Origin of the sequence: Micromonospora echinospora (assembly GCF_014203425.1) — a bacterium.
GTDB classification, from domain to species: domain Bacteria; phylum Actinomycetota; class Actinomycetes; order Mycobacteriales; family Micromonosporaceae; genus Micromonospora; species Micromonospora echinospora_A.
This window is the reverse complement of the sequence record NZ_JACHJC010000001.1, coordinates 2,290,611-2,316,411: the sequence shown is the minus strand read 5'-3', so window position 1 is coordinate 2,316,411 and position 25,801 is coordinate 2,290,611. Positions and strand designations below refer to the sequence as shown.

General features: G+C 73.8%; 23 protein-coding genes and 1 pseudogene. 8 read left to right on the top strand and 16 right to left on the bottom strand.

Annotation, left to right across the window (positions count from 1 at the left end; genetic code table 11):
- Positions 1–6: 6 nt before the first annotated feature.
- Positions 7–1,788, bottom strand: coding sequence for a DUF6311 domain-containing protein (locus FHU28_RS11040; RefSeq protein WP_184683414.1), 1,782 nt, complete (start codon positions 1,786–1,788; stop codon positions 7–9).
- Positions 1,749–3,497: pseudogene (locus FHU28_RS11035) on the bottom strand (DUF6311 domain-containing protein); the annotation flags it as partial. The gene FHU28_RS11040 and the pseudogene FHU28_RS11035, both read right to left, overlap by 40 nt.
- 333 nt (positions 3,498–3,830) lie before the next feature.
- Here FHU28_RS11035 and FHU28_RS11030 point away from each other — a divergent pair.
- Positions 3,831–5,021, top strand: coding sequence for a hypothetical protein (locus FHU28_RS11030; RefSeq protein ID WP_184683410.1), 1,191 nt, complete (start codon positions 3,831–3,833; stop codon positions 5,019–5,021).
- A gap of 127 nt (positions 5,022–5,148) precedes the next feature.
- Here the strand turns inward: FHU28_RS11030 and dxs are convergent, their stop codons facing one another.
- The 4 genes from dxs to FHU28_RS11010 all read right to left on the bottom strand — a co-directional run bounded on the left by dxs (position 5,149) and on the right by FHU28_RS11010 (position 11,743).
- Positions 5,149–7,092 (bottom strand): 1-deoxy-D-xylulose-5-phosphate synthase, encoded by a 1,944-nt coding sequence (gene dxs / locus FHU28_RS11025; RefSeq protein WP_184683409.1) that lies wholly within the window; start codon positions 7,090–7,092, stop codon positions 5,149–5,151.
- Positions 7,093–7,150: 58 nt separating this feature from the next.
- Positions 7,151–8,344: an anhydro-N-acetylmuramic acid kinase gene (locus FHU28_RS11020; RefSeq protein WP_184683407.1), complete on the bottom strand. Its 1,194-nt coding sequence runs from the start codon at positions 8,342–8,344 to the stop codon at positions 7,151–7,153.
- A gap of 70 nt (positions 8,345–8,414) precedes the next feature.
- On the bottom strand, positions 8,415–9,653 hold the full coding sequence (locus FHU28_RS11015) for a class I SAM-dependent RNA methyltransferase (protein WP_184689432.1): 1,239 nt from the start codon (positions 9,651–9,653) through the stop codon (positions 8,415–8,417).
- A gap of 38 nt (positions 9,654–9,691) precedes the next feature.
- On the bottom strand, positions 9,692–11,743 hold the full coding sequence (locus FHU28_RS11010) for an APC family permease (protein WP_184683406.1): 2,052 nt from the start codon (positions 11,741–11,743) through the stop codon (positions 9,692–9,694).
- 158 nt (positions 11,744–11,901) lie between these two features.
- Between FHU28_RS11010 and FHU28_RS11005 the strand changes: the two genes are divergently transcribed.
- A complete protein-coding gene (locus FHU28_RS11005) occupies positions 11,902–12,567 on the top strand; it encodes a potassium channel family protein (protein ID WP_184683404.1) in 666 nt (221 codons plus the stop codon).
- 3 nt (positions 12,568–12,570) lie between these two features.
- Positions 12,571–13,260 carry a potassium channel family protein gene (locus tag FHU28_RS11000; RefSeq protein ID WP_184683402.1) on the top strand — a complete coding sequence of 230 codons (690 nt, stop codon included), beginning with the start codon at positions 12,571–12,573 and terminating at the stop codon, positions 13,258–13,260.
- A 7-nt stretch (positions 13,261–13,267) separates the two neighbouring features.
- Here the strand turns inward: FHU28_RS11000 and FHU28_RS10995 are convergent, their stop codons facing one another.
- The 4 genes from FHU28_RS10995 to dut form a co-directional block, all read right to left on the bottom strand.
- On the bottom strand, positions 13,268–13,948 hold the full coding sequence (locus FHU28_RS10995) for a DUF3159 domain-containing protein (RefSeq protein WP_184683400.1): 681 nt from the start codon (positions 13,946–13,948) through the stop codon (positions 13,268–13,270).
- Entirely contained in the window at positions 13,945–14,325 is a 381-nt protein-coding gene (locus tag FHU28_RS10990; RefSeq protein WP_030502986.1) for an OB-fold nucleic acid binding domain-containing protein, read from the bottom strand. The genes FHU28_RS10995 and FHU28_RS10990 overlap by 4 nt, the downstream gene beginning before the upstream one ends.
- 172 nt (positions 14,326–14,497) lie before the next feature.
- Positions 14,498–15,121, bottom strand: coding sequence for a DUF3710 domain-containing protein (locus FHU28_RS10985; RefSeq protein ID WP_184683398.1), 624 nt, complete (start codon positions 15,119–15,121; stop codon positions 14,498–14,500).
- A gap of 25 nt (positions 15,122–15,146) precedes the next feature.
- Positions 15,147–15,644 (bottom strand): dUTP diphosphatase, encoded by a 498-nt coding sequence (gene dut, locus FHU28_RS10980; protein ID WP_184689430.1) that lies wholly within the window; start codon positions 15,642–15,644, stop codon positions 15,147–15,149.
- 84 nt (positions 15,645–15,728) lie between these two features.
- On the opposite strand from dut, the gene FHU28_RS10975 reads away from it, so the two are divergent.
- Positions 15,729–16,220: a DUF3093 domain-containing protein gene (locus tag FHU28_RS10975; RefSeq protein ID WP_184683396.1), complete on the top strand. Its 492-nt coding sequence runs from the start codon at positions 15,729–15,731 to the stop codon at positions 16,218–16,220.
- Positions 16,221–16,274: 54 nt separating this feature from the next.
- Here FHU28_RS10975 and FHU28_RS10970 read toward each other — a convergent pair whose 3' ends face one another.
- Together FHU28_RS10970 and FHU28_RS10965 are read right to left on the bottom strand one after the other, a co-directional pair.
- A complete protein-coding gene (locus FHU28_RS10970) occupies positions 16,275–17,144 on the bottom strand; it encodes a hypothetical protein (protein ID WP_184683394.1) in 870 nt (289 codons plus the stop codon).
- A 136-nt stretch (positions 17,145–17,280) separates the two neighbouring features.
- Positions 17,281–17,577: a DUF4193 domain-containing protein gene (locus FHU28_RS10965; protein ID WP_013284790.1), complete on the bottom strand. Its 297-nt coding sequence runs from the start codon at positions 17,575–17,577 to the stop codon at positions 17,281–17,283.
- 439 nt (positions 17,578–18,016) lie between these two features.
- Between FHU28_RS10965 and FHU28_RS10960 the strand changes: the two genes are divergently transcribed.
- On the top strand, positions 18,017–18,532 hold the full coding sequence (locus FHU28_RS10960; protein ID WP_184689428.1) for a LytR C-terminal domain-containing protein: 516 nt from the start codon (positions 18,017–18,019) through the stop codon (positions 18,530–18,532).
- Positions 18,533–18,604: 72 nt separating this feature from the next.
- Here FHU28_RS10960 and FHU28_RS10955 read toward each other — a convergent pair whose 3' ends face one another.
- Complete coding sequence (locus tag FHU28_RS10955) at positions 18,605–19,426, bottom strand: inositol monophosphatase family protein (protein WP_184683392.1); 822 nt, start codon at positions 19,424–19,426, stop codon at positions 18,605–18,607.
- A gap of 286 nt (positions 19,427–19,712) precedes the next feature.
- On the opposite strand from FHU28_RS10955, the gene FHU28_RS10950 reads away from it, so the two are divergent.
- Positions 19,713–21,302 carry an RNA polymerase sigma factor gene (locus tag FHU28_RS10950; RefSeq protein WP_184683390.1) on the top strand — a complete coding sequence of 530 codons (1,590 nt, stop codon included), beginning with the start codon at positions 19,713–19,715 and terminating at the stop codon, positions 21,300–21,302.
- Positions 21,303–21,547: 245 nt separating this feature from the next.
- Positions 21,548–21,781, top strand: a complete 234-nt coding sequence (locus tag FHU28_RS10945) for a DUF7455 domain-containing protein (protein ID WP_184683388.1) — start codon at positions 21,548–21,550, stop codon at positions 21,779–21,781.
- 154 nt (positions 21,782–21,935) lie between these two features.
- Here FHU28_RS10945 and FHU28_RS10940 read toward each other — a convergent pair whose 3' ends face one another.
- The 3 genes from FHU28_RS10940 to FHU28_RS10930 form a co-directional block, all read right to left on the bottom strand.
- A complete protein-coding gene (locus FHU28_RS10940; RefSeq protein ID WP_184683386.1) occupies positions 21,936–23,669 on the bottom strand; it encodes a DEAD/DEAH box helicase in 1,734 nt (577 codons plus the stop codon).
- 179 nt (positions 23,670–23,848) lie between these two features.
- Positions 23,849–24,499 (bottom strand): trimeric intracellular cation channel family protein, encoded by a 651-nt coding sequence (locus FHU28_RS10935; RefSeq protein WP_184683384.1) that lies wholly within the window; start codon positions 24,497–24,499, stop codon positions 23,849–23,851.
- Positions 24,500–24,539: 40 nt separating this feature from the next.
- Positions 24,540–24,758, bottom strand: coding sequence for a DUF3039 domain-containing protein (locus tag FHU28_RS10930; protein ID WP_174536095.1), 219 nt, complete (start codon positions 24,756–24,758; stop codon positions 24,540–24,542).
- 88 nt (positions 24,759–24,846) lie between these two features.
- On the opposite strand from FHU28_RS10930, the gene FHU28_RS10925 reads away from it, so the two are divergent.
- Complete coding sequence (locus FHU28_RS10925) at positions 24,847–25,782, top strand: pseudouridine-5'-phosphate glycosidase (RefSeq protein WP_184683382.1); 936 nt, start codon at positions 24,847–24,849, stop codon at positions 25,780–25,782.
- Positions 25,783–25,801 lie beyond the last annotated feature (19 nt).

Here is a 25,801-nt window from a genome sequence, read left to right as displayed (position 1 = left end):
TCCCGCTCAGCCGGCGAGCGCCCGGACGTCCCACAGGTGCCCGCCGGGCACGTCCCGGCCGGTGCCGACCAGCGCGTCCACCGTGGCGCGTACCGGGTCGGCCGGCGACGAGTCCGACTGCACCAGCGCCGCCGCCCGCCAGTGCCGCAGGTCCGCGACCGCCTGCCGGCGTTCCGCGTCGCCGACCGGCGGCACCTGGCCGGTCTCGGCGGCCCGCCGTAGCAGCAGCGACGTGGGCCGGTCCGGCGCGCCCCAGCGGGCGGCCGGGTCGTCCGCCGAGCGCGGGCCGATGAAGTAGCCGCCCGGCGCGTCGAACGCCAGCGCGGTGCGCGCCGACCAGAACATGGCCGGGCTGACCGCCGCCCCGGTCACCGGCGGCACCGGCACCAGCGTCCGGCCCTCCGGCACGTACGCCTGCCAGCCGCCACCGGACACGACGGCCGGGACCGGCGGGGCCGGCACCGTGCGGATCGGGGTCGGGGCCAGCGGCAACAGCGCGGCGGCGACCGCGCCGGCCCACGGCGCCCAGGTGCGGACGGCGCCGCGCCGGACCCGGTCAAGGGCCAGCGCCAGCAGCACCCCGAGCACCGGTACGCAGACCAGCGCGAAGCGCGCCGGCACCACCAGGTCCAGCAGCGGCACCCCGGCGAGCAGGCGGTACGGGCCGGGCAGCCCGGTGTCGTCGCGGTCGACGACCACCGAGGCGCCGAGCGACAGCGCCGCGAACAGCAGGCCGCACGCGGCGAGCGCGCGCACCAGCGGCCGCCGCCACAGCCGCACCACCACGAGCAGCGCCAGCAGCGGCAGGAACGGCCCGAAGAACGAGTTCTGCTCGGTCGGGTTCGGCGACAGCAGCCCGGCGCGGCGGGCGTCCCCGGCGACTGTCTGCCGGGCGGAGGCGACGAACGAGACCAGGTCCAGCCGGTAGCCCTCGGTGTGGAACGGCATCCCCCGGTAGTGGCCCGGCCCGGCGAACTGGAACCACAGCGGGTACGCCAGCAGCACGCCCGCCACCAGCGCGCCGATGCCCAGCCGGCGGGCCACCACCGGCGCCAGCCGACGCGCGGCGGACCGGTCGGCGAGCGCGTACGCCCCGGCCAGCGCCCCGGCGGCCAGCGCCAGGAAGACGAGCACCTCCTCGCCGAGGAACACCTGGTACGCGACGGCCAGCCCGAGCAGCACGCCGTCGCGGCGTACCCGGTCGGTGGCCGGCCGGAACACCAGCGCGAGGATCACCGGCACCAGGAACTGGGCGGCCATGTGCAGGTGGGCGCCGGCCTGCGCCACCATGCCCGGGGCGAAGCCGCAGAACAGGCCGCCCACCGCGGCGGCGGCCCGGGAGCGGACCAGCCGGCGGGCGAGCAGCGCGTACCAGGCGGTGGCGGTGCCGGCGAGGCTGATCGTCACGGCCACGAGGAACGCCGCCTGGGAGCCGAACGCGACGGTGACCGGGGTGAGCGGCACGCCCAGGCCGAGCACCGACGTGTTCGCCATCAGGTTCACCCCGTCCGGGGCGTTCAGCGCGGCGCTGTGGAACGGGTTCTCGCCGCCGGTCACCGCGCGGGCGGCCCGGGCCAGCATCCACTCGAACAGGATCTGGTCGCCGGCCTGGTGGAACAGCCGTTCCGGGCGGCGCCACTGGCCGCTGGTGAGCAGCACCGCGAGAGCGAGGTAGCCGGCCACCACCAGCGCGTCGACCGGGCGGGGGCGGCGGCGGGGCGCGGGAGCGGGCCGCTCCGGGAGGGTCAGGCGGGCCGGCTGGTCAGTTTCCGCACGTCCCACAGCCACACGTCCAGCTCCTGCCGCCCGGGCCCGACCAGTTGCTCCACCGTGCGGCGCAGCGGCTCGGCGTTCTGCTCGGCCAGCGGCAGCACCACCACCGCCGCGTTCCAGTGCCGCAACTCGTCCAGGTAGCGGCGGCGCTGCCGGTCGTCCAGCTTCGGCGTACGGCCGGTGGACGACACCTCCCGCAGCATGTCGCCGATGCCGCTGGGCCGCCCGCCGAAGCGTCCCGGGTCACCTGTGACGCCGTTGCGCGGCGCGAGGAAGTAGCCGCCGGGGATCTTGAATTCGAGGTTCGTGCTCGCCGCCCAGCGCATCGGGTCGGTGTTGCCCATCGCCGGCACCGGCACGGACACGAGCGTCTGGTCCGGCCCGACGTACTGCCGCCACCGGTCGGCGGTGATGAACTCCGGCACCGGCTCCCGGGTGGTGACCCGCAACGGCATCGGCGCGATCGGCAGCAGCGCGAAGACCAGGCCGGCGGCGGTGAGCTTGCGGGCGGTCCGCCGGTCCACGCCCCGCAGCGCCCAGGCGCGGCGCACCGCGTACGCGAGCAGGATCGCCACCGTCACGCTGGTGATCAGGCCGAAGCGGGTGGGCACCACGGCGTCCAGCAGCGGCAGCCGCACCAGGAACTCCCACGGCCCGGTGACGAGTTCCCGGTCCCACCAGGAGATCCGCTCGCCGAGGGAGAGCACGGCGAAGAACAGCCCGGTCGCGGCCAGCGCCCGGACGATCACGTCGCGCCGCAGCCAGATCACGATGCCCACGGCAAGCAGCGACAGGCTCCAGCCGAAGAACGCGTTCTCCTCCGAGTAGTTCGGGGCGAGGTTGACGTTGGCGCGCTCGTTGCCGCCGAACGTGGGCGAGCCGGGGGCGAAGTACGCGGCGATGTCGTTGCCGTAGTCGCGTACCGCGTCGCTGAGCCCGTGGTACGCCATCGGGCCGGCGAACTGCACCCACAGCGGGTACGCCAGCAGCGCCCCGGCCAGCGTCGCGCAGACCGCCAGCCCCGCGCCGAGCGGCCGCCACGCGGTCGTCCACCGCTCGCGCTGCTGCACCACCACGGCGATCAGGAACACGCCCAGGGCCAGCGCGGTGAAGAGCAGGATCTCCTCGTTGATGAACGCCTGCGCGGTGACCAGCAGCGCCAGCAGCACGCCGTCGCGCACCGGCCGGGTCGAGCGGGTCAGCACCAGCACCCGCCACACGATGAACGGCAGCAGGAACTGGCTGATGATGTTCGGGTGCCAGTTGGCGTGCGACAGCATGGCCGGCGAGAACCCGCAGAACCAGGCCGCCACGGCGGCGGCCGGGCGGTGCCGGATCAGGTGCCGGGAGAGCACCCGGTACCAGGCGGCGGCGGTGCCGGCCAGGCCGAGCGTGACGAGCGTGACGAAGGAGACCGCCGGTCCGAACAGGAGGGTCACCGGCACCATCGGGATGCCGAGCGCCAGGATGGCGGTGTTCGCCATCAGGTTGACGCCGTCGGGGTAGTTGAACTGCTCGGTGAAGAACGGGAACTCGCCGTGCAGCACCACCCGTACCGAGTGGGCCAGGAAGAACTGCACCTGCGCCGGGTCGCTGCTGTAGAGCGCGGCCACCCGCCCGGCCGGGTCGGCCCAGATGCCGCTGGTCACCCAGATCGCGGCGAGCAGGAATCCGCCGTACACCGTGAGGTCGATCCGGCGGCGGGTCCACCGCCACCGGCGCACGCGCCGCGCGCCCGGCGTGGCCGGCGCCTCGGGCTCGGTCGGCGCTTCCGGAGGTGTCGTGGTCGCCGGCTCCGGCTCGGCGACGGTGACCCGGGGTGGGTCCAGGGTGACGGAGCGGTGGCCCGTCGGGGCGGCGGCGTCCGGCGTCGAGGCGCCGCGGGTCTCGGCAGGCGTCACAATCGGCGGAGTCTACCGGAGCCGGATATTGATACCCGAATCGCCCGTCACGTTCCGCAGTGGTCACTTGGCCGAAAGGGTGAGCCGGGCGCGGCCGGGCGACCGGCCGTCTCGTACCATGTGGGCTTCCGACCGACGACCGGCGAGGGGATCAGGGTGCTTTCAGCCCGCCGAGGCGCTACGACGGGCACCGCGCTGGCAGCTCTGCTGCTGGTAACGGCGGGTTGCGGACCGATCTCGGACCGGAAGCCGGCGGACCTGCGGGTCGGCTACGACAGCCTGGACGGCTCCCTCGCGGTGTGGCCGCCGCGCGGCAGTCTGGCCGGGGACGCGGCGGCGACCGCCGCGATCACCACAGCGGTACGCGAGTGGCGCTCCCCGGTGGACGATCGGGCGCACGTGCCCACCTCCGGCATCCTCTTCTCCGGTCAGGTGGCCGGCTCCGCGCTGGCGCTGGTCGCCGCCGACGTTCCCGGTGACGCCGCCTCCTGGCTGCTGCAACTCGACCGGGACGGGCAGCGCTGGCGGGTCGTCCAGGCGACCGAGTACACCGATCCCGGCTACCTGGTCTACTCCGACGTGCTGCCGGTGCGGGACCCGGACGGCCGCCGCTATCTCACCTCGGCCCGCGTCGAGCGCCTGCTCGGCCCCGACGGCAAGGCCGTCGCCGGCACCGACGGCGTCACCGAGCCGATCCGCGTGCCGGCCTGCCAGGCCGTCGAGCTGACCGCAGCGCTGCGGCCCACGGCGTCGCTGCCGCGCGGCCGGGCCACGGACCGCGTCCTCGACCTGGGTACGGCCACCGAAGCGCCCCGCTACCCCCTGGTACGCGACGAGACGGGCGCCGGGAAGCGCGCGCTGACCGGGCTGGACACCTGCGTGCTGGCGGGTGAGCGGGGCCCGTTCGGCAGTGTGCCGCGCCGCATCGGCGACCGGGAGGCGCCCAGCTCCGCGCCGGAGTCCTGGCCGCTGGCGAAGATCGCGACCCGTTCGCTCGGTTCGGTGGCGCTCGGCGACGGGGAGCCGGGCGAGCTGGAGCAGTTGAGCTGGGACAGTGCGAGCGGGACGATGACCGCGGTGGTCTACCGGCCGGCCGGCGGCGGCACGCCGGTGGTGTCCCCCGCCGACCGGTCCACCACGCTGCAGGCGTACCACCTGCCGATGCCCGGCCGTCCGCTGGCGGTGCTGAGCTGGCGTACGCGCGACGTCTCGTTCTCCGCCCCGCCGGGCACCACTCGCCTGGTGGACCGTCCCGGCCTGGTGGTCGTGGAGCACACCGACCAGAGGCAGACGTTCAGCCTGGCCGACACCGAAAAGACCTGGTACCGCTCCCTCCCCACCCCGTAACCCCCCGCCGCCCCGCCTCCCCCTGACTCGGCGATCTTGCACTTGCGGCCCCCTTATCGGGCGAAGCCGACATCAGGAGGGCCGCAAGTGCAAGATCGACGCGGAAACCGGGCGGGTGGAGATCAGGTCAGCTCTGGGCTCGGGCTCCGTTTGCGGCGGGGTCCACCGGGGCGGCGTCCAGGCCGGAGATCCAGCCGGTGACGTCGCGCGCCACGTCCTGCGCGGTCAGCCGCAGGTCGGCCAGGATCTGGGCGCGGGTGCCGTGCGGGTGCCAGTCGGCCGGTACGCCCAGGTCCTTGACCGGCACCCGGACGTCCGCGTCGCGCAACGCCTGCGCCAGCGCGGAGCCGACGCCGCCGATGCGCACGCCGTCCTCCACGGTGACCACGAGCCGGTGCCCGGCGGCCAGCTCGACCAGTTCGGCCGGCACCGGGCGGACCCAGCGCGGGTCGACCACAGTGACGCCGTACCCCTGCTCGGCGACGCGGGCGGCGACCTCCACGCCGAGGCCGGCGAACGAGCCGACCGCGACCAGCAGCACGTCGGTACGCGCCGACTCGGCAAGCACGTCGACCGGGCCGACCCGGCGTACGGCCGGCAGGTCGGCGGCGACGGTGCCGGTCGGGAAGCGCAGGATGGTCGGACCGTCGTCCACGGCGACCGCCTCACGCAGCTCCTCGCGCAGCGTGGCCGAGTCGCGGGGCGCGGCGATCCGCAGGCCGGGCACCACGCCGAAGACGGACATGTCCCAGATGCCATAGTGGCTCGGCCCGTCCGGGCCGGTGATGCCGGCCCGGTCCAGCACGAACGTGACGGGCAGCTTGTGCATCGCCACGTCCAGCAGGACCTGGTCGAACGCGCGGTTGAGGAACGTGGCGTAGACCGCGACCACCGGGTGCAGCCCGCCCATGGCCAGGCCGGCGGCCGAGGTGGCCGCGTGCTGCTCGGCGATGCCCACGTCGTACACCCGCTCCGGGTACTTGCGGGCCAGCGTGGCGATGCCGGTGGGCTCGGCCATGGCGGCGGTGATGCCGACCACGTCGGGGCGCTCGTCGGCGATCGCGACCAGCTCGTCGGCGAAGACGTTCGTCCACTTCACCGACGGCACGGCGAGCAGCTTGCCGGTCTCGGCGTCGAACGCGCCGGGGCCGTGCAGGCAGTCCGCCTCGTCGTCCTCGGCGGGACGGTAGCCGTAACCCTTGCGGGTGACCGCGTGCACGATCACCGGGCCGCCGAAGTTCTTCGCAGCGCGCAGCGCCGCCTCGACCGCCGGCACGTCGTGGCCGTCGACCGGGCCGACGTACTTGATGCCGAGGTCCTCGAACATGGCCTGCGGGGCGACCGCGTCCTTGATGCCCTTCTTGACCGCGTGCAGCACCTCGTACATCGGTTTGCCGACGAACGGGGTGTTGCCGAGCGCGTCCTTGACGGTGTCGAGCACCTTCTCGTAGCCGGGGTTGAGCCGCAGCGACGACAGGTGGTCGGCGAGGCCGCCGATGGTCGGCGAGTAGGACCGCCCGTTGTCGTTCACGACGATCACCAGCGGGTTGCCGGCGGTCGCGATGTTGTTCAGCGCCTCCCAGCACATGCCGCCGGTGAGCGCGCCGTCGCCGACCATCGCCACGACCGAGCGCTTCTCGCCGCGCAGCGCGTACGCCTTGGCCAGGCCGTCGGCGTACGACAGGGCGGTGGAGGCGTGCGAGTTCTCGATCAGGTCGTGCTCGCTCTCCGCCTGGCTGGGGTAGCCGGAGAGGCCACCGCGCTGGCGGAGCTTGTCGAAGCCCTCCTGCCGGCCGGTGAGGATCTTGTGTACGTACGCCTGGTGGCCGGTGTCGAAGAGGAGCCGGTCGCGGGGGGAGTCGAAGACCCGGTGCATGGCGAGGGTCAGCTCGACCACACCCAGGTTGGGGCCGACGTGGCCGCCGGTGCGGGAGACCTTGGCGATCAGGAAGTCACGGATCTCGGCGGCGAGGATGTCCAGCTGCTCGGCGGTCATCCGCTTGACGTCCTGCGGGCCGCGGACGGTGCCCAGCAGCCGACCGTGGTTGGCCGTGCCCTCTTCAACACTCATGACCGGAGAGTCTATCGGCCGTGCGACAGTCCGCAGCCTGGCCGTGCATCGATCCAGGTCAGGCGTCCACCACCAGCCTGCGCGGCGCGGCTGGGCGCGGCGCGACGGCGGACGGGCCGGCCGGGGTCCACGAGCCCAGCACGGCGGCCCGGGACGCCCCGGTCACCGACGGGACCGCGCCCGGCAGGCCGTGCCAGGACAGCCAGCCCAGCAGCGCGAACGCGTACGCCTCCTTCGCCTGAGCCGGCACGCCCAGCTCGTCGGTGGTGCGCAGCCGCCAGCGCCCCTCGCCCAGCGCGGCCAGCCGCGCCCGCAGTGTGGGATTGCGCACTCCCCCGCCGGCGGCCACCACCTCGGTCACCCGGTGCCTGTCGCAGGCGTCGGCCACGGTGCGGGCGGTCAGCTCGGTGAGCGTGGCCAGCACGTCGTCGGCGGCCACCGGCTCGCCGAGCGCGGCCAGCGCCGCGTCCAGGTAGCCGCCGTGGAACAGCTCCTTGCCTGTCGACTTGGGCGGCGGCGCCGCGTAGTACGGCTCGGCGAGCAGCCCGGCCAGCAGCGCCTCGTGCACCCGGCCCGCCGCGGCCCGCGCCCCGTCGACGTCGCAGGGCCGGTCCAGGAAGCGCCGGGCGGCGGCGTCCAGCAGCGCGTTGGCCGGGCCCACGTCGTACCCGAGGACGGGCGCGCCGGGCGCGACCACTGTGAGGTTCGCGATGCCGCCTAAATTCAGAGCGGCCCGCGCGCCAGTGCCGGCCGGGCCACGCGCTGCGCGCGGGGACGAGGCCGGGTCGAGCAGCAGCGCGTCGAACGCCGGGACCAGCGGCGCGCCCTGGCCGCCGGCCGCCACGTCCGCCGAGCGCAGGTCGTGCAGCACCGGTACGCCCACCCGGGCGGCCACCCGGGCCGGCGCGCCGAGCTGGAGCGTGCCGCGCACCCGGCCCGCCTCGACCCAGTGGAAGACCGTCTGCCCGGGCGACACGACCGCGTCAGCCGCTCCCCCGGCCAGCTCGACGCCGGCCGCCGCCGCCTCGGCGAACACCTCGCCGAGCCGGTTGTCCAGGCGGCAGACCGCCTCGATGGTGGTGGCCGCCGGGGGCAGCAGGGCGCCGATCTCGGCCCGCAGGTCGTCCGGGTACGCGAGTTCGCGGTGTCCGAGCGGCCGCAGCCGCAGCGTGTCGCCGTCGGCGGTGAACTCGGCCGCCACCACGTCCACGCCGTCGTAGGACGTGCCCGACATCAGCCCGACGATGCGCAAGGAAGGGCCCCTTCTTAACGGATCCGGTAGTAGAAGGGCCCCTTGTTAACGCGCGGGGCCGGGGACGGGCTCAACGCCGCGGGGGCAGGAACAAGCCGACCAGCTCCACGTGCTGGGTCATCGGGAACAGGTCGTACCCGCGCAGCTCGGCCAGCCGCCACCCCGCGTCGGTGAACGTGCGCACGTCCCGGGCGAAGGCGGCCGGGTCGCAGGCCACGTACGCCACCGCGCGCGGCCCGGCGGCCGCCACGTCGCGGACCACCGGCGCGCCCGCGCCGGAGCGCGGCGGGTCGAGCACCACCAGGTCGACCGGGCCGGTGATCCGGCGCCGGGACAGCGCGCTCTCCACCCGCGCCGCGACCACCTCGACGCCGGCCAGGTCGGCCAGGTTCTCCCGGGCCGCGGCCACCCCGTCCGGCGCCGACTCGACGAGCGTCACCCGGGCGCCGCCGACCCGGCCGGCGAGCGCGGCGGCGAACAGGCCGGCCCCGCCGTACAGGTCCCAGGCCGTCTCGCCGGTCTGCGGGTCGAGCAGGTCGAGCACCGCGCCGGTCAGCGCGTCCGCCGCCGCCGGGTGCACCTGCCAGAACCCGGAGGCGGGCAGCGTGAAGGACCGCCCGGCCGCCGTCTCCCGGACCCGCTGCGGCCCGCTCACCGCCGTCGCAACCCCCTCGGTGTACGCGACCACGGCGACGTCCCCGCCGGTGCTGGCGACCGTCTCCACCGCGTCGGCGTCCGGCCAGCGGGCGCCGGTCGGCGCGAGCACCGGCAGCTCCTGGATCGCCGGGTGCGCGATCAGGCACCTGTCGATCGGCACCACCTCGTGCGAGCGGTGCTTGAGCAGCCCGGCCCGGCCGGCCGCGTCGACCGCGTACCGGACCCGGGAACGCCAGCCCAGCGGCCCGCCGGGCAGCGCCTCGACGCGTACGCCGAGCGCGTCGATCTGCTCCGCGGTGAGGCCGCCCAGCCGGGTGAGCTGCTCGCGCACCACGGCGAGCTTCCAGCCGAGCTGGGCGGCCGGGGCGACGTGCTGGAGGTCGCAGCCGCCGCACCGGCCCGGCCGGGCGTACGGGCACGGCGGCGTCACCCGGTCCGGCGAGGCGTCCAGGATCTCCACCGCGTCGGCGCGGGCGAAGCCCCGGTGCAGCTCGGTCACCTCGGCGATCACCCGCTCGCCGGGCAGCACGTGCCGGACGAAGACCACCTGCCCGCCGACCCGGGCCACGCAGTGCCCGCCGGGCGCGACCGCGTCGACGGTCAGCTCGACCCGCTCGGCCTCCTCCAGCCCGGGCCGCTCCGCCGCCGGCACAGAACCGGACGACGCAGGACCGGGACGCTCGTCGCCGCTCACGGCCGCTCCTCCCGCTCGGCGGACGGGGTGGACGCCACCGGCGGCGGCAGCGTGCTCTGCGGCGCCACCCGGGGACCGCGCGCCGGGGTACGGCTGAGCGTGGCGTCCAGCCGGTCCAGGTTCTTGCTGGCGGTGGAGGCGAGCTGCCAGGGCACGCTCGTCACCATCACGCCCGGCTCGAACAGCAGCCGTCCCTTGAGCCGCAGCGCGCTCTGGTTGTGCAACAGGTTCTCCCACCAGCGCCCCACCACGTACTCGGGAATGAAGACGGTGACCACGTCGCGCGGCGACTCGCGGCGCACCGACGCGACGAAGTCGAGGATCGGGCGGGTGATCTCCCGGTACGGGGAGTCGATCACGGTGAGCGGCACGGGCAGCTCGCGCCGCTCCCAGTCGGCCTGCAGGTCCCGGGTGTCCTGCTCGTCCACGTTCACGGTGACCGCGGTGAGCGTGTCCGGCCGGGTCGCCCGCGCGTACGCCACGGCCCGCAGCGTGGGCTTGTGCAGCTTGCTGACCAGCACGATGGCGTGGTTGCGGGCGGGCAGGACGCCCCGCTGCTCGGTCGGCTCCAGCTCCCCGGCGATCCGGTCGTAGTGCCGTCGGATGCCGAGCATCACCACGTACATCACCGCCATCGCGACGATCGCGATCCAGGCGCCCAGCAGGAACTTGGTGGCCAGCACGATGACCAGCACCACGGCGGTCATCGCCATGCCGAACGTGTTGATCGCCCGGGAGCGCAGCATCCGGCGGCGCGCCTCCGGATCCCGCTCGTTGCGCAGGTGCCGGTTCCAGTGCCGGATCATGCCGGCCTGGGAGAGCGTGAACGAGACGAACACCCCGACGATGTAGAGCTGGATGAGCTTGGTCACCTCGGCCTGGAAGCCGATGATCAGCACCACCGCGAAGACGGCGAGGAAGAGGATGCCGTTGGAGAACGCCAGCCGGTCGCCGCGGGTGTGCAGCTGGCGCGGCAGGTAGCGGTCCTGCGCCAGGATCGAGCCGAGCACCGGGAAGCCGTTGAAGGCGGTGTTGGCGGCCAGGAAGAGGATCAGCGCGGTCATCCCGGCGACCACGTAGAGCAGCACCGAGCCGCCGCCGAACACCGTCTCCCCGAGCTGCACGGTCACCGTCTTCTGCACGTAGTCGACAGGGCCGGAGACGATCTGCGTACGCGGGTCCTCGACGAACTGCAGGCCGGTGAGCCGGGACAGCCAGATGATGCCGACCAGCATGGTCACCGCGATGCCGCCGAGCAGCAGCAGCGTGGTCGCCGCGTTCTTCGACTTGGGGGATTTGAACGCCGGTACGCCGTTGGAGATCGCCTCCACGCCGGTGAGCGCCGCGCAGCCCGAGGAGAACGTCCGCAGCAGCAGGAACACCAGCGCGAACCCGGTGACGCTGTGCTCGGCCTGGATCTCCAGGCCGGCGCTCGGCGCGCGCAGGTCGTCGCCGAACACGAAGACGCGGACCAGGCCGGTCAGCAGCATGCCGCCGATGACGATCACGAAGCCGTAGGTGGGGATGGCGAAGGCGGTGCCGGACTCGCGCAGGCCGCGCAGGTTGATCGCGGTGAGCAGCACCACCGCGCTGACCGCGATGAGCACCTTGTGGGTGGCCACGAACGGCACCACCGAGCCGAGGTTCGCCACCCCGGAGGAGACCGAGACGGCGACGGTGAGCACGTAGTCGACGAGCAGCGCGCTGGCCACCGCGAGGCCGGCGCGGGGACCCAGGTTGACGGTGGCCACCTCGTAGTCGCCGCCGCCGGAGGGGTAGGCGTGCACGTTCTGGCGGTAGCTCGCGACGACGGTGAGCATGACGACGACCACCGCGAGCGCGACCCACGGCGAGAAGAAGAACGCCGAGGCGCCGGCGATGGACAGCGTCAGGAGGATCTCGTCCGGCGCGTACGCCACGCTGGAGAGCGCGTCGGAGGCGAAGACCGGTAGCGCGATGCGCTTCGGCAGCAGCGTGTGCTGCAGGCGGTCGGACCGGAACGGTCGACCGAGGAGGAGTCGCTTCAGCAGCGAGGTGGGTCGGGCCACAACCGCAAAGCGTACGACCACCGGGTGCCGGGCGCGGGGGTGGTCGATCTCCGGCGTGCGCGCCCGCGCGGTACGGTTCGGTCCCCCGTCCGGTGGGGGGACGTGGCAGGCTCGCAGGCGACGGGTCGGCGGGCGGCGCCGTGGGAGGAGCGGGCACCGTGCATGTGGTGATCATGGGCTGCGGCCGGGTCGGGTCGACCCTGGCCCACAGCCTGGAGTCGCGCGGCCACTCGGTGGCGGTGATCGACCAGGACGCGGACGCGTTCCGCCGCCTCGGGCCGGACTTCGCCGGCATCACGGTGACCGGCGCGGGCTTCGACGGCGAGGTGCTGCGCCAGGCCGGCATCGAGCGGGCCGACGCGTTCGCGGCGGTCTCCAGCGGCGACAACTCCAACATCATCTCGGCCCGGCTGGCGCGGGAGACGTTCGGCGTGTCCCGGGTCGCGGCCCGCATCTACGACCAGCGCCGGGCGCAGGTCTACGAGCGGCTCGGCATCCCCACCGTGGCGACCGTCCGGTGGACGGCCGACCGCATGCTGCGCCACCTGGTCCCCGAGGGCAACGTGGAGATCTTCCGCGACCCGACCAGCACCGTGTCGATCATCGAGGTGCCGGTGCACAAGGACTGGATCGGCCGGCCGCTGCGGCAGCTGGAGCAGGCCGCCGGCGCCCGGGTGGCCTACCTGAACCGGTTCGGCATCGGCACCCTGCCCACCGCCTCCACCGTGGTGCAGGAGGGCGACCAGGTCTTCATGCTGGTGACCGACGACATCAACGGCTCGGTCACGTCGGTGGCGGCGGCGCCGCCGGAAGGGGGGCACTGAGCCATGCGGATCGCCATCGCCGGCGCCGGCAACGTGGGCCGCTCGATCGCCCAGGAGCTGATCGACAACGGCCACCAGGTGATGCTGATCGAGCGGCAGCCCAGGATGCTGCGGCCCGACCGGGTGCCCGCCGCGGACTGGGTGCTCGCCGACGCGTGCGAGCTGGCCAGCCTGGAGGAGGCCAACGTGGCCGGGTGCGACGTGGTGGTGGCGGCCACCGGCGACGACAAGGTCAACCTCGTGGTGTCGCTGCTGGCCAAGACCGAGTTCGCGGTGCCGCGCGTGGTGGCCCGGGTGAACCGGGCGGAGAACGAGTGGCTGTTCACCGACCAGTGGGGCGTCGACGTGGCGGTCAGCAAGCCGCGCGTGATGGCGGCGCTGGTCGAGGAGGCGGTCACCGTCGGCGACCTGGTCCGGCTGATGACGTTCCGGCAGGGCGAGGCGAACCTGGTCGAGATCACCCTGCCGCCGACCGCGCCCTACGTGGGGCAGCCGATCCACGCGGTGCCGATCCCCCGGGACGCGGCGCTGGTGGCGATCGTGCGCGGCAAGCGGGTGCTGGTGCCCACCCCGGACGACCCGATCGAGGCCGGCGACGAACTGGTCTTCGTCTGCACCGCCGCGGTGGAGGACGACGTGCGCACGGTGATCCTCGGACCGCCCAGCGCCGACCGCCACCGGGACCGCGCCTGACGCGGTCTCAGGAGCCGGGCAGCGGGGTGGGTGCGCTCTCCCGGGTGACCCGGCGCACCACCCAGACGGTGATCAGCAACAGCAACGCGTACGGCGGGTAGCCCAGCGCGAGCCGGGCCACGCCCAGCGCGGTGTCCTGGTGGGCCAGGTAGAGCCCGGCCTGTACGCCCACCTTGGCCAGCCACACCACGCCCCACAGCACGGTGAGCTGGGTGAAGGTGCGCACCAGCTTGGGGTCGTCGCGCCACTCGGAGCGCCCCTTGGCGACCAGCACCGACCAGATCCAGCCGACCAGCGGCTGACGGATCGCAGCCGAGAGCAGCAGCGCCAGGCCGTAGCCGATGCCGTAGAGGATGCCGGGCAGGTAGAAGTCGCGCTCGTCACCGGTACGCAGGGCCAGCAGCGCGCCGATCCCGACGCCGAACAGCCCGTTCATCGCGTGCCGCACCGGCTTGCGCTGGGCCAGCCGCAGGCCGGCGATCAGCAGCGCCACCGCCACCGAGGCGTACACGGCGGGGCGCAGCTCGCCGATCACGTTGGCGACCACGAAGACCACCACCGGGATGCTCGACTCGACCAGCCCGCGCCATCCGCCGAGCTGGTCGGCCATCTGCTCGGCGAGGCTGGGCAGCCGCTCCTCGTCCTGCGGGCCGAGACCCGACGGGGTCTGCTGCTGTCCGGTCGTCACTTCGGCGACTCCAGCTCGTAGTACGGGTTGTAGATCACCTTGCGGTCGTCACGCACCGCCACCCGGCCGCGCGCGGTCAGGTGCCGGCCCGGCTCGATCCCGGCGATGTGCCGGCGGCCCAGCCAGACCAGGGTGACGACGTCGGTGCCGTCGTAGAGGTCCGCCTCCAGCGTGGGCAGGTTCGTGCGCGGCGTGTAGACCACGGTGCGCAGCCGCCCGGCCACCGACACCACCTGGCCCCTGTTGCACTGGTGGGCCGGCGTGCCGCCGGACTCGGCGCTCTCCCGGCGCAGCTCCTGCGCCTCGATCTCGGCCTCGCTGGCGGTGAGCCGGTGCAGGAGCCGCCGCAGCGACCCCCGGCTCTCGTCGGTCGTCATGACCTCCGCGTCACCCTCTCCACAGCGGGGCCCCGCGGGTGGCGGAACCGTCCCGCCAGCGTACGCCGGTGCGGCCCGCCGGCGGGAGCGCCGTCGCGCGCGTACCGCCGCCCGGGACGCCGGCACGCCGCGGGCCCGGCGCCGAGCGACGCCGGGCCCGGGCACGTGTGGATCAGACCTCCTGCTGGCCGGCGTCCGCCTGCTGCTCGGCGACCTCGCGGGGCAGCCGCAGCGGCAGCGGCTCGCGCACCGGCTTGGCCTCCTGCCCGCGGTCGACCACCAGGCCGTCCAGGCACTCCGTCAGCGGCCCGGCGGCGGCCGCGTCGGTGGCCGCGACGCCCTGGAAGACGCCGCGCACCATCCAGCGCGGGCCGTCGATGCCGACGAAGCGCAGGTCCGTCGGGCCGTCCGGGGTGCGCACCCGGGCGCGCAGCTCGGGACCACGCTCCCCGTCGGCCTCCTGGACGGTGGCGCCGTCGGCGGCGAGCGACTGGCGGATCTCCTCGCGCACCTCGTCCCAGATGCCGTCGGAGCGGGGGGCGGCGAAGACGCCGAGCTGCAGCGCGTTCTGCCCGTGCACCAGCACCACCTGCTGGATCACGCCCTGCGGGTCGGCCTGGACGCGCACCTCCACGTCCGGCACCGCCGGGATCTGGAGGCTGCCCAGGTCGAGCCGGGGCGCTTCGGGGGCCTCGCTGACGTCGTACGGCCCGCGATCCGGCGCCGACGAGGTCTCCTCGGCGTCGAGGACCCCATTGTCACGCGCCTCGTCGGCCCGCTTACGGGAGAAGATCACTGCGCCCACCCTCCGCTGTTCGCACTCACCCTGCCACCTCTTCGCTCTGCCCGCCGGACGGCGCCGGGACCAGACCGGCGTGCCCGCCGGTGGACCCGTGCCCGCCCGCGCCACGCCGGGACGCGGGCAGCTCGGCCACCGGCCGGAACTCGGCCCGGGCGACCCGCTGGACCACCAGTTGCGCGATGCGGTCGCCCCGGCTGATCTTGGCTGGCGTGTCCCGATCATGGTTGATCAGGTTGACCAGGATCTCACCCCGGTAGCCGGCGTCGACCGTACCGGGCGCGTTGAGCACCGTCACGCCGAGCCTCGCCGCCAGACCTGATCGGGGGTGGACCAGCCCGACGTACCCGTCGGGCAGCGCCACCGACACGCCGGTGGGCACCAGGGCCCGGCCGCCGGGCGGCAGCTCGACGTCCGCGGCGGCCACCAGGTCCGCGCCGGCGTCGCCGGGATGGGCGTACGCCGGCAGCGGCAGCTCCGGGTCGAGCAGCCGCACGGGCACGGGTACGACGTCTGTCACGGTCATCCTCTTCCGTCCGGTCCTGCGGGGTGCCCTGTCATCCTGCCGGTTGCCCGGCCCGCGACGCGCCGTACCCTCGTCAGTGTGCGTCAGTCGTCATCTCCGGCCGCGCCGCCGGCCACCGCCGCGCCGTACGCGGAGCGCCTCGGGCTGCCCTGGTGGGCCTGGCCGCTCGGGCTGGCCGCGGCCGCGCTGCTCGCGGTCGAGCTCTGGATGGGCGCGACCGGTGTCCGCGCCTGGCTGCCGTTCGTGCTGCTGATCCCCGCCGCGGTGGCCGCCCTGTGGTGGCTGGGCCGGATCCGGGTCGAGGTGCGCGACGGCGAACTGCTGGTGGACGACGCCCACCTCCCGGTGCGGTACGTCGCGGACGTGGTGCCGCTGGACGCGGCCGGCCGGCGCGAGGTGCTCGGCGTCGGCGCGGACCCGCTCGCCTTCGTGGTGCAGCGTCCGTGGGTCAGCGGCGCCGTGCAGGTGGTGCTGGACGACCCGGACGACCCGACCCCGTTCTGGGTGGTCAGCACCCGGCGCCCGGGGCAGCTGGCGGCCGCCGTCCTGGCCGCCCGCGACGCGGCCTGACCGTCGGGCCCCGGACGGCATCCGCTTCGGCCGCGGGAGCCGTCCCGCCGCCGGTCAGGACGGCTTGTCGGGCAGCGCACGGGCGGTACGCCGCAGGTCCTTGCGTAGTTGCTCACCGAGCGCGCGGGTGGCCCGGCGGTTGAGGTAGCCGGCCACGGCGGCGCCGGTCAGGAACGGCCCGAGCGTGGTGAGGTTGCGCCCGAAGCGGCGCATCAGGCTGTCCCGCAGCTCGCGGCGGGCGGCGGTGCCGAGCACCGCGCTCACCCCGACGCCCGGCATCATCGGGTTGACCCCGCGCTGGGTGGCCCAGGACTGCACGAGCGACACCGCGCGACCGGTGCCGCCGGCCGGCAGCGGCACCCGGTGGACCTCGTGCAGCTCGCCGATGAGTTTCAGCTCGATCGCCACCACGGCGACCGTCTCGGCGGCCAGCAGGATGGGGGCGGAGAGCAGCGTGGGCGTCACCGCCCACTCGACCGCGGCCACGCCACCGCCGGCCGCGCCGACCCCGGCGGTGGCCCGGGACGCGTTGCGGACCAGCCGGTCGGCGAGCGCGTCGTCGTCCAGGCCGGGGAAGTGCCGCCGCAGCGTGGCGAGGTCGCGGATCGGCACGTGCGGGGCGATCTCGGCGACCGTGTCGGTCATCCAGCGCACCGCCGCCCGCGGCTTGAACAGATCGGTGACCCCTCGGGCGCGAGCCTGCCCGACCAGCCGGGTCAGCAGTTGCCGCCGGCGGGCCGGAGCGATGTCGTCGGCGGTCAGGGCGGCGACTGTCGCGCCGAGTTCCCCGGCGTCCGCGCCCGGCTCACCGGACGCCGGGCCGGAGCCGGTCGGCTCGGACGTCGCATCCGGGTCGGTCGATGCCGGTCTCGCCGCTGGAACCGGGGTCCGGTCGGTGCCGGCCCTCTCGCTGCGCTCGCTCACCCGTCCGCCCTCCTGCTCCGCGCGGCGTGGCAGCCGCCCGTAAGAAGTCAAGCAGCAACCGGCCACCGGCGCACGGCGGCGGCTCGAACAGCGGCGGCCCCGTCGAGGAGGCCGCCGCTGGTGTCCCCGGTCGGGATCAGACGCACTCGCGGCAGATCAGGTCGCCGTTGCGCTCGACCGCCAGCTGGCTGCGGTGGTGTACCAGGAAGCAGCGGGCGCACCGGAACTCGTCCTGCTGCATCGGGAGGACCTTGACCGTGAGCTCCTCGTCGGCCAGATCGGCGCCGGGCAGCTCGAAGCTCTCGGCCACCTCGGCCTCGTCGACGTCCACGGCGCCCGACTGTGAGTCGACCCGCCGGGCCTTGAGCTCTTCCAGGCTGTCCTCGCCGAGGTCGACCTCGTCGCGACGCGGGGCGTCGTAGTCGGTGGCCATCGGTTTCACTCTCCAATATCGATATTGTCGCTGCCGGTTGTAACGCCGGACGACGCCGTTTCGGTTCCCCTGACCGGCCACCATCTCTGTCGGGCACCCGACCCGATGAGCGGTGGGCCGGGCTCGCCGGAGCGGAACACCCCCGGTGAGCGCGGAACCTTACCCCCCCTGTGGGCGAGGCATGTATACCGCCCTCGCGAGGGAGATGTACGCCTCTGCGCCCGAAGTTGTTCCCAATGTGACTCAGGCGACACGAAGATAGGGGTAGTCCTACCGGTTCACCGCGTGGCGCGCCGGTATGTCGGACTGTTTCCACGCCTGAGCCGGACAAGCGTTAACCTCAGCGGCGTACTGGACGGCCGACCGGTCGCGGCCCGACCGCGTCGCCCGCCACCACCCAATCACTGTCCGGGGAGCGCCCAGGATGAGTTTTGCGCGAGTGCGGGCACTCGTTGTCGTCGGACTGCTGGCGGCCATCGCCCTGGTCATCGTGGTCGTCGCCGTGCTGAAGGACAGTCAGGGCACAGCCGGTACGGCGGCCGCCTGCCCGGACGGCTGGCCCCTGGTCGACCTGCGGCTGCGGGAACAGAAGGACGTCAAGATCAACGTCTACAACGCCACCGACGAGGCCGGCCGGGCCGGCAGCGTCGCGGACGACTTCCGCAACCGCAAGTTCCAGGTCAAGAAGGTCGGCAACGAGAAGAAGGCGTTCGACGGCGTGGCCGAGCTGCGGTTCGGGCCCAACGCCGTGGGCTCGGCGCACCTGCTGCGCGCGTACTTCCTCAACGAGGCCAACCAGAAGTTCGACGCGAACCGCAAGGACGACGTGGTCGACGTGGTCCTGGGCAACCAGTTCCAGCAGCTCGCCACCACCACCGAGGTCAACCAGTCGCTCGGCGACCTGGGCGCGCCGCAGGCGCCGCCCGAGACCTGCCCGAAGCCGGTCGCTAAGTAGGCGACGGGCAGGCCCGGCCACGCGGGGCGGTCTTCCTCCGGGGAGGCCGCCCTGTCGCGTCTGCGGCGCCGGTCACGGCCCGCCGGAGGCGTCCAGGTCGACCAGCCGGGCGTGCAGCGGCCCGTGCAGCGCGGGCGGCGCGGCGAGCACCATGTCCGGTCCGGCCGGGCGGCCGGACAGGCCGGTCACCAGCAAGCCGGCCTCCCGGGCGACCAGCCCGCCGGCGGCCAGGTCCCAGGCGGCCAGCCCCTTCTCGTAGTACGCGTCCACCCGCCCCTCGGCGACCAGGCAGAGGTCGAGCGCGGCGGCGCCCATCCGGCGGATGTCCCGGATGTGCGGGATCAACTCGGCCACCACCCGCGCCTGGTGGGCCCGGCGGGCGGCGTCGTAGCCGAAGCCGGTGGCCACGAGCGCCTGGCCGAGATCGGTCGCCGCCGAGCCGCTCAGCCGCTGCCCGTCGCGCCAGGCGCCGCCGCCGAGCGTCGCGGTCCACTCCTCGCCGGTGACGACGTTGCGGACCACCCCGGCGACCACCTCGCCGGCCACCTCGGCGGCCAGCGAGACCGCGCAGTAGGGCAGCCCGTACAGGTAGTTGACGGTGCCGTCGATCGGGTCGAGGATCCAGCGCACCCCGTCGGCGTCCGCCGGCCCGGTCTCCCCCGCGCCGTACTCCTCACCCAGCACCGCGTCGCCCGGCCGCCGCTGCCGCAACGCGGCCAGGACCTGCCGTTCCACCGCCCGGTCGGCGGCGGTGACCACGTCGGTCACCGTGCTCTTGGTCGCGGCCACCGAGACACCCTCGACCCGCATCCGGTACGCGGTGGCGGCGGCCTCCCGGGCCACGTCGACCGCGATCGTGAGCAACTCCCGCGCCGTAGGCGTCGCGGTGATCATGTTCGTCCCCTTCCCGCACGATCGGGACCGGCCCACTCGTGCGCGGGTATCATCCTTACAAAGTCCACATCTGCGCCGATTCGGCGGTCCCGGACCGCCGGTCCGCCGTGCGGCGCGGGATGATCGCGGCGGACGGCGTTACAATTCACCCTGCCCACGCGCCACGGACCGCCAGCGACCGGACGGCCCGGGACACGGGGGTCCTCAACGACTCGCCCGGCACGGCCGTCCCATGCTGCGCCGGACGACCCGGCCGTGCTCGCTCTTTCGCCTCCGGAAGGTCTTCGTGACAGATCCCCGCCAGACCGGCGCCGACGTTCGCTCGCTCACCGACACCCTGATCGCCCATGCGCAGAGCGCCGGCGGTCAGCTCACGTCGGCCCAGCTCGCGCGCACCGTCGAGTCCGCTGAGGTGACCCCGGCCCAGGCCAAGAAGATCCTCCGCGCGCTCTCCGAGGCGGGCGTGACGGTGGTGGTGGACGGCTCGGCGAGCACCCGCCGCCGCGTCGCCGCCGCCCGGTCCGCCACCCCGGCCTCCCGCGCGACCACGGCCAAGACCACCAAGAAGGCCGCCGCGCCCGCCCCGAAGCAGGCGCCGGCCGCCGAGGAGTCGCCCGCCCCGGCCCCCCGGAAGGCGACCGCGCGCAAGGCCACCACGGCCGACGTCGCAAAGGCCGCCGCCCCGGCGAAGGCCACCAAGGCGACCCGCGCCACCAAGGCCACGGTGGCCGCCAAGACCGCCGCGGCGAAGCCGGGGAAGGCCGACGGCGCCGAGGGCGAGATCGACCCGGAGCAGCTGGCCGCCGAGATCGAGGACGTGGTGGTCGAGGAGCCGGCCGAGCTGACCCGGGCCGCCGAGGCCGACGCGGCCAGCTCCGCCACCGACAACGACTTCGAGTGGGACGACGAGGAGTCCGAGGCGCTCAAGCAGGCGCGCCGGGACGCCGAGCTGACCGCCTCCGCCGACTCCGTGCGGGCGTACCTCAAGCAGATCGGCAAGGTTCCGCTGCTCAACGCCGAGCAGGAGGTCGAGCTGGCCAAGCGGATCGAGGCCGGCCTCTACGCCGCCGAGCGGCTGCGCGCCGCCGACGAGGGCGAGGAGAAGCTGGTCCGCGACCTGCAGCGCGACCTGATGTGGATCTCCCGGGACGGCGAGCGGGCCAAGAACCACCTGCTGGAGGCCAACCTGCGGTTGGTGGTCTCACTGGCCAAGCGCTACACCGGCCGCGGCATGGCCTTCCTCGACCTCATCCAGGAAGGCAACCTCGGCCTCATCCGCGCCGTCGAGAAGTTCGACTACACCAAGGGCTACAAGTTCTCCACCTACGCCACCTGGTGGATCCGCCAGGCCATCACCCGCGCCATGGCCGACCAGGCCCGCACCATCCGCATCCCCGTGCACATGGTCGAGGTGATCAACAAGCTCGGCCGGATCCAGCGCGAGCTGCTCCAGGACCTGGGCCGCGAGCCCACCCCGGAGGAGCTTGCCAAGGAGATGGACATCACACCGGAGAAGGTGCTGGAGATCCAGCAGTACGCCCGGGAGCCCATCTCGCTGGACCAGACCATCGGCGACGAGGGTGACAGCCAGCTCGGCGACTTCATCGAGGACTCCGAGGCGGTCGTCGCTGTCGACGCGGTGTCGTTCTCGCTGCTCCAGGACCAGCTCCAGCAGGTCCTCCAGACGCTGTCCGAGCGTGAGGCGGGCGTGGTGCGCCTGCGCTTCGGCCTCACCGACGGTCAGCCGCGCACCCTGGACGAGATCGGCCAGGTGTACGGCGTGACCCGGGAACGCATCCGGCAGATCGAATCGAAGACCATGTCCAAGTTGCGGCACCCCTCGCGTTCCCAGGTGCTCCGCGACTACCTGGACTGACCACCGGACGTCAACAATTCGTGCCGGTTTGATCACCAGCCGTAGAACACTCATCGGTGATCGATCGGTTGCCTGTTTGTGATCGTTGACGTGGCACCCTTGGTGCACGGCACACTGTCTCCCACGCCATGTGTGACCTCGGTCCCCCGCGGGCACACAGGGAAGGCAGGGCCCGAGATGGGTGTTGCACGATAGGTGAGCAACCGAAGAGAGTGTTCATCGGTGACGACCAGAGGAGGAAGGCGATGACCCCGACCCTCACGCCGCCGCCCGAGACGGTGAGCCCCCCGGCCACCGATGAACGGTGCGACCGCTGCAATGCCGCCGGCAAGCTCCGGATCACCCTGGCGGGTGGGAGTGAGCTGGTGTTCTGTGGGCACCACGCGAACAAGTACGCGGAGGATCTCGTGAAGATCACCGTGCGCTACGCGTCGGACCCGGAGTTCAGCTGGCGTGGCGCCGATCTGATGGCGAACTGAGGTCCGACAGGAAATCCACATCACGACATAACCGGCCGGAGGCACCCACACGGGTCGCCTCCGGCCGGTTCTGTGTGCTCGCCCCGCGTGCCCCTGCCCGTGGTGTTAACAAGGGGCCCCTGCACTACCGCAGGCGTTAAGAAGGGGCCCTTCCTTACAGGGTCTGGACGGTGGCGATGCGCTCCTCGAGCTGCTCGATCGTCGCCTGCGCGCTGGGCGGGCCGCCGCAGATCCGGCGCAGCTCGGCGTGGATCTTGCCGTGCGGCTGGCCGGTGTGGTGGTGCCGGGCGGCCACCAGAGCGTTCAGCTGCCGCCGTAGCGCCACGCGGCGCTGGGCGGCACTCATCGGTGGGGGCGCCACCGCCGGGGCCGCAGCGGCCGGCTCAGCGGTCCGCTGGGCGGCCCGGCGCTTCTGCGCGGCGAGCTGCTCGGCCTGCCGCTTGGTCAGCAGCAGCGAGACCTGGTCGGCGGTGAGCAGACCGGGCAGGCCGAGGTATTCCTCCTCCTCGGGCGTACCGGCCTGGGCGGCGGTGCCGAACGACGCGCCGTCGAAGATGACCTGGTCCAGCTCGGCGGTGGCGGAGAGCGCGGCGAAGCGCTTCTCCAGCTCGCCGCTGGCGCCGTCGTCGCGCTGGGCGCGCTCCAACAGGTCGTCGTCGAAGCCCTCGCGGTCCTTCGGCTTGCCGAGCACGTGGTCCCGCTCGGCCTCCATCTCGCTCGCCAGCCCGAGCAGGTGCGGCACGCTGGGCAGGAACACCGACGCGGTCTCACCGGAGCGGCGGGCCCGGACGAACCGGCCGATCGCCTGCGCGAAGTACAGCGGGGTGCTGGCGCTGGTCGCGTACACGCCGACTGCCAGCCGGGGGATGTCGACGCCCTCGGACACCATCCGCACCGCTACCAGCCACCGTTGCTGAGAGGCGGCGAACGTCGCGATCCGCGCGGACGCGCCCTGGTCGTCGGAAAGCACCACGGCGGCCTTCTCGCCGGTCACCTGCTCCAGCAGCTTCGCGTACGCGCGGGCCACCTGTTGATCGCTGGCGATGACCAGGCCGCCCGCGTCCGGCATGCCGTTGGCGCGCAGCACGCTGAGCCGGGCGTCGGCGGCGCGCAGCACCTGCGGCATCCAGTCGCCGGCCGGGTCCAGCGCGGTACGCCACGCCTGTGCGACCAGGTCCTGCGTCATCGGCTCGCCGAGCCGGGCCGCCAGCTCCTCACCCGCGTTGGTGCGCCACCGGGTCTCCCCCGAGTACGCCAGGAACAGCACCGGCCGGACCACGCCCTCGCGCAACGCGTCGGAGTACCCGTAGACCGAGTCGGCGCGGGAACGCAGCAGCCCGTCCCCGCCGCGCTCGTAGCTGACGAACGGGATCGGGTTGTCGTCGGAGCGGAACGGCGTACCGGTGAGCATCAGGCGGCGTACCGCGGGCTCGAACGCCGCCTTGACGCCGTCGCCCCAGGTCCGCGAGTCGCCGGCGTGGTGGATCTCGTCGAGGATGACCAGCGTGCGGCGGGTCATGGTGCGCCGGCGGTGCACCTGCGGCGCCATGCCCACCTGGGCGTACGTGACGACCGCGCCGTGGAAGTCGGCGGCGGAGTGCAGGTCGGCGTTGCGGAACGCGGCGTCGAGCTGGATGCCGACCCGGGCGGCGGCCTGCGCCCACTGGGTCTTCAGGTGCTCGGTCGGCGCGACCACGGTGACTGCCTCGACGGTGCCGTCGGCGAGCAGCTCGGCGGCGATCCGCAGCGCGAACGTGGTCTTACCGGCGCCGGGCGTGGCGACCGCTGTGAAGTCCTCGGTCCGGCGGCGCAGGTACTCCACGAGCGCCTTGCGTTGCCAGGCACGCAGGGGCGGGAACGTGTCGAGCGTCGGCATCCGCGGTGGCACGCGTAGCTCCTCTCCGCCGCGGACGGCGGCGGGCCCGACCGGGGCCACGGGAGCCGCCGCCCATGAAAACGCCCTCGCGCATCCTGTGCCGCGAAGGCGGACTCAGCATAACCAGCGCGGGCCGTACGCCCCACTCGACGCCACGCCTGTCACATCCGCGCACCCCGGCGCACGGCGGGTCAGGACAGTGGTCCCCCGGTGCCGGTGCGCGGCGGCCGCAGCGTCGCCACCGGCGCGGACCAGCGCCGGCGCAGCGCGATCAGGCGCAGCCCGAACACGAGCAGGACGGCGGCGGTGAGCGGCACGGCGGTCGCCTGTCCGTACGCCGACAGCAGCGCCACCGTTACCGCTCCGGCGAGCGCGGCGAGGGCGTAGATCTCCCGGCGCAGCACCACCGGGATCTCGCCGGTGAGCAGGTCACGGCCCAGCCCGCCACCGATCGCGGTGAGCATGCCGATCATGCAGGCGCCGACCGGCGGCACGGCGGCGTCGAGGGCCTTGAGCGTGCCGATGACCGTGAACAGGCCGAGGCCGGCGGCGTCCAGTACCAGCACTGTGGTGCGCAGCCGGGTGAGCTGCGGGTGCAGCCAGAACACGGCGGCGGCGGTGAGGGAGGCGGTGGCGGCGTACCGCCAGTCGGCGAACGCCAGCGGGGGAACCTCGTCGATCGCCAGGTCGCGGAAGATGCCGCCGCCGAGCGCGGCGACCACGCCGACGAAGACGACGCCGAACAGGTCGAGCCGTTTCGCCACCGCCGCGGAGGCGCCGGAGGCGGCGAAGACCGCCACGCCGGTGAGGTCGGCGAGGAGCAGGGCGGTGGAGGTGGTCACCGCCGCAGGTTACGTGCGCGGGCCGCGACGCCGTCCGGCATCACTCGCGGTACGAGTCGTAGATCTCCTTGCACTTGGGGCAGACCGGGGAGCCCGGCTTGGCCGCCTTGGTGACCGGGAACGTCTCGCCGCAGAGCGCGACCACGAAGGTGCCCATGACGGCACTCTCGGCGATCTTCTCCTTGCGGACGTAGTGGAACATCTCCGGACCAGTGTCTGCGTCCTTCAGCTCGGGACGCTCGAGAATCTCTGTGCTCACGACTCCACCTCCGGCGTTCCAGTTTTGCAGGTCGGTCCGTCCTGGTCCACCTGGGCCCCGGGCGGGAGCGGCCCGTACGGTAGCCGACGTGACCAACTTTCACATCAGTCTCGGTAGTGAGGTGGCCGACGCCCTGCGCGACGGCCGCCCGGTCGTGGCGTTGGAGAGCACGATCGTCTCGCACGGGCTGCCCCGGCCGGACAACCTGCGCGTGGCGCGCGAGATCGAGCAGGCGGTACGGGACGCGGGGGCGGTGCCGGCCACCATCGGCATGCTCGCCGGCGAGCTGCGGGTCGGGCTGGACGACGCCCAGCTCACCCGCCTCGCCACCGTCGACGGCGTGAGCAAGCTCTCGGTCCGCGACCTGGCCCCGGCGGCGGCCACCGGCGCGGACGGCGCCACCACCGTCGCGGCCACCAGCGCGGTCGCGGCGGCGGCCGGGATCGGCGTGTTCGCCACCGGCGGGCTCGGCGGCGTGCACCGCGAGGCGACACAGACGTTCGACGAGTCGGCCGACCTGGTCACGCTGGCCCGGACCCCGATCGCGGTGGTCTGCGCCGGGGTGAAGTCGATCCTCGACGTGGGCGCCACGCTGGAACGGCTGGAGACGCTCGGGGTGGGCGTGGTGGGCTACCGCACCCGCCGATTCCCCGGCTTCTACCTCACCGACGCCGGCTTCGACCTGGACTGGTCGGTCGAGTCGCCGGAGCAGGTGGCGGACGTGCTGGCCGCCCGCGCGGCGCACGGTGTGCACCACGGCGGTCTGGTGGTGGCCAACCCGCTGCCCGCCGACGAGCAGCTCGACCCGGCGCTGCACGACCGCACGCTCACCGAAGGGCTGGCCGCGCTGGCCCGGGAAGGGATCACCGGCAAGGCGGTCACCCCGTTCCTGCTGTCGCACTTCCACGCCGCCACCGAGGGCGCCAGCCTGACCGTGAACGTCCGGATCATCCTGCGCAACGCCGACCTCGCGGCCCGGATCGCGGTCGCCGCGGCGGCCCGTCGTACCGCCGGCACGGCATGAGCGAACGCACCGAGCGCAG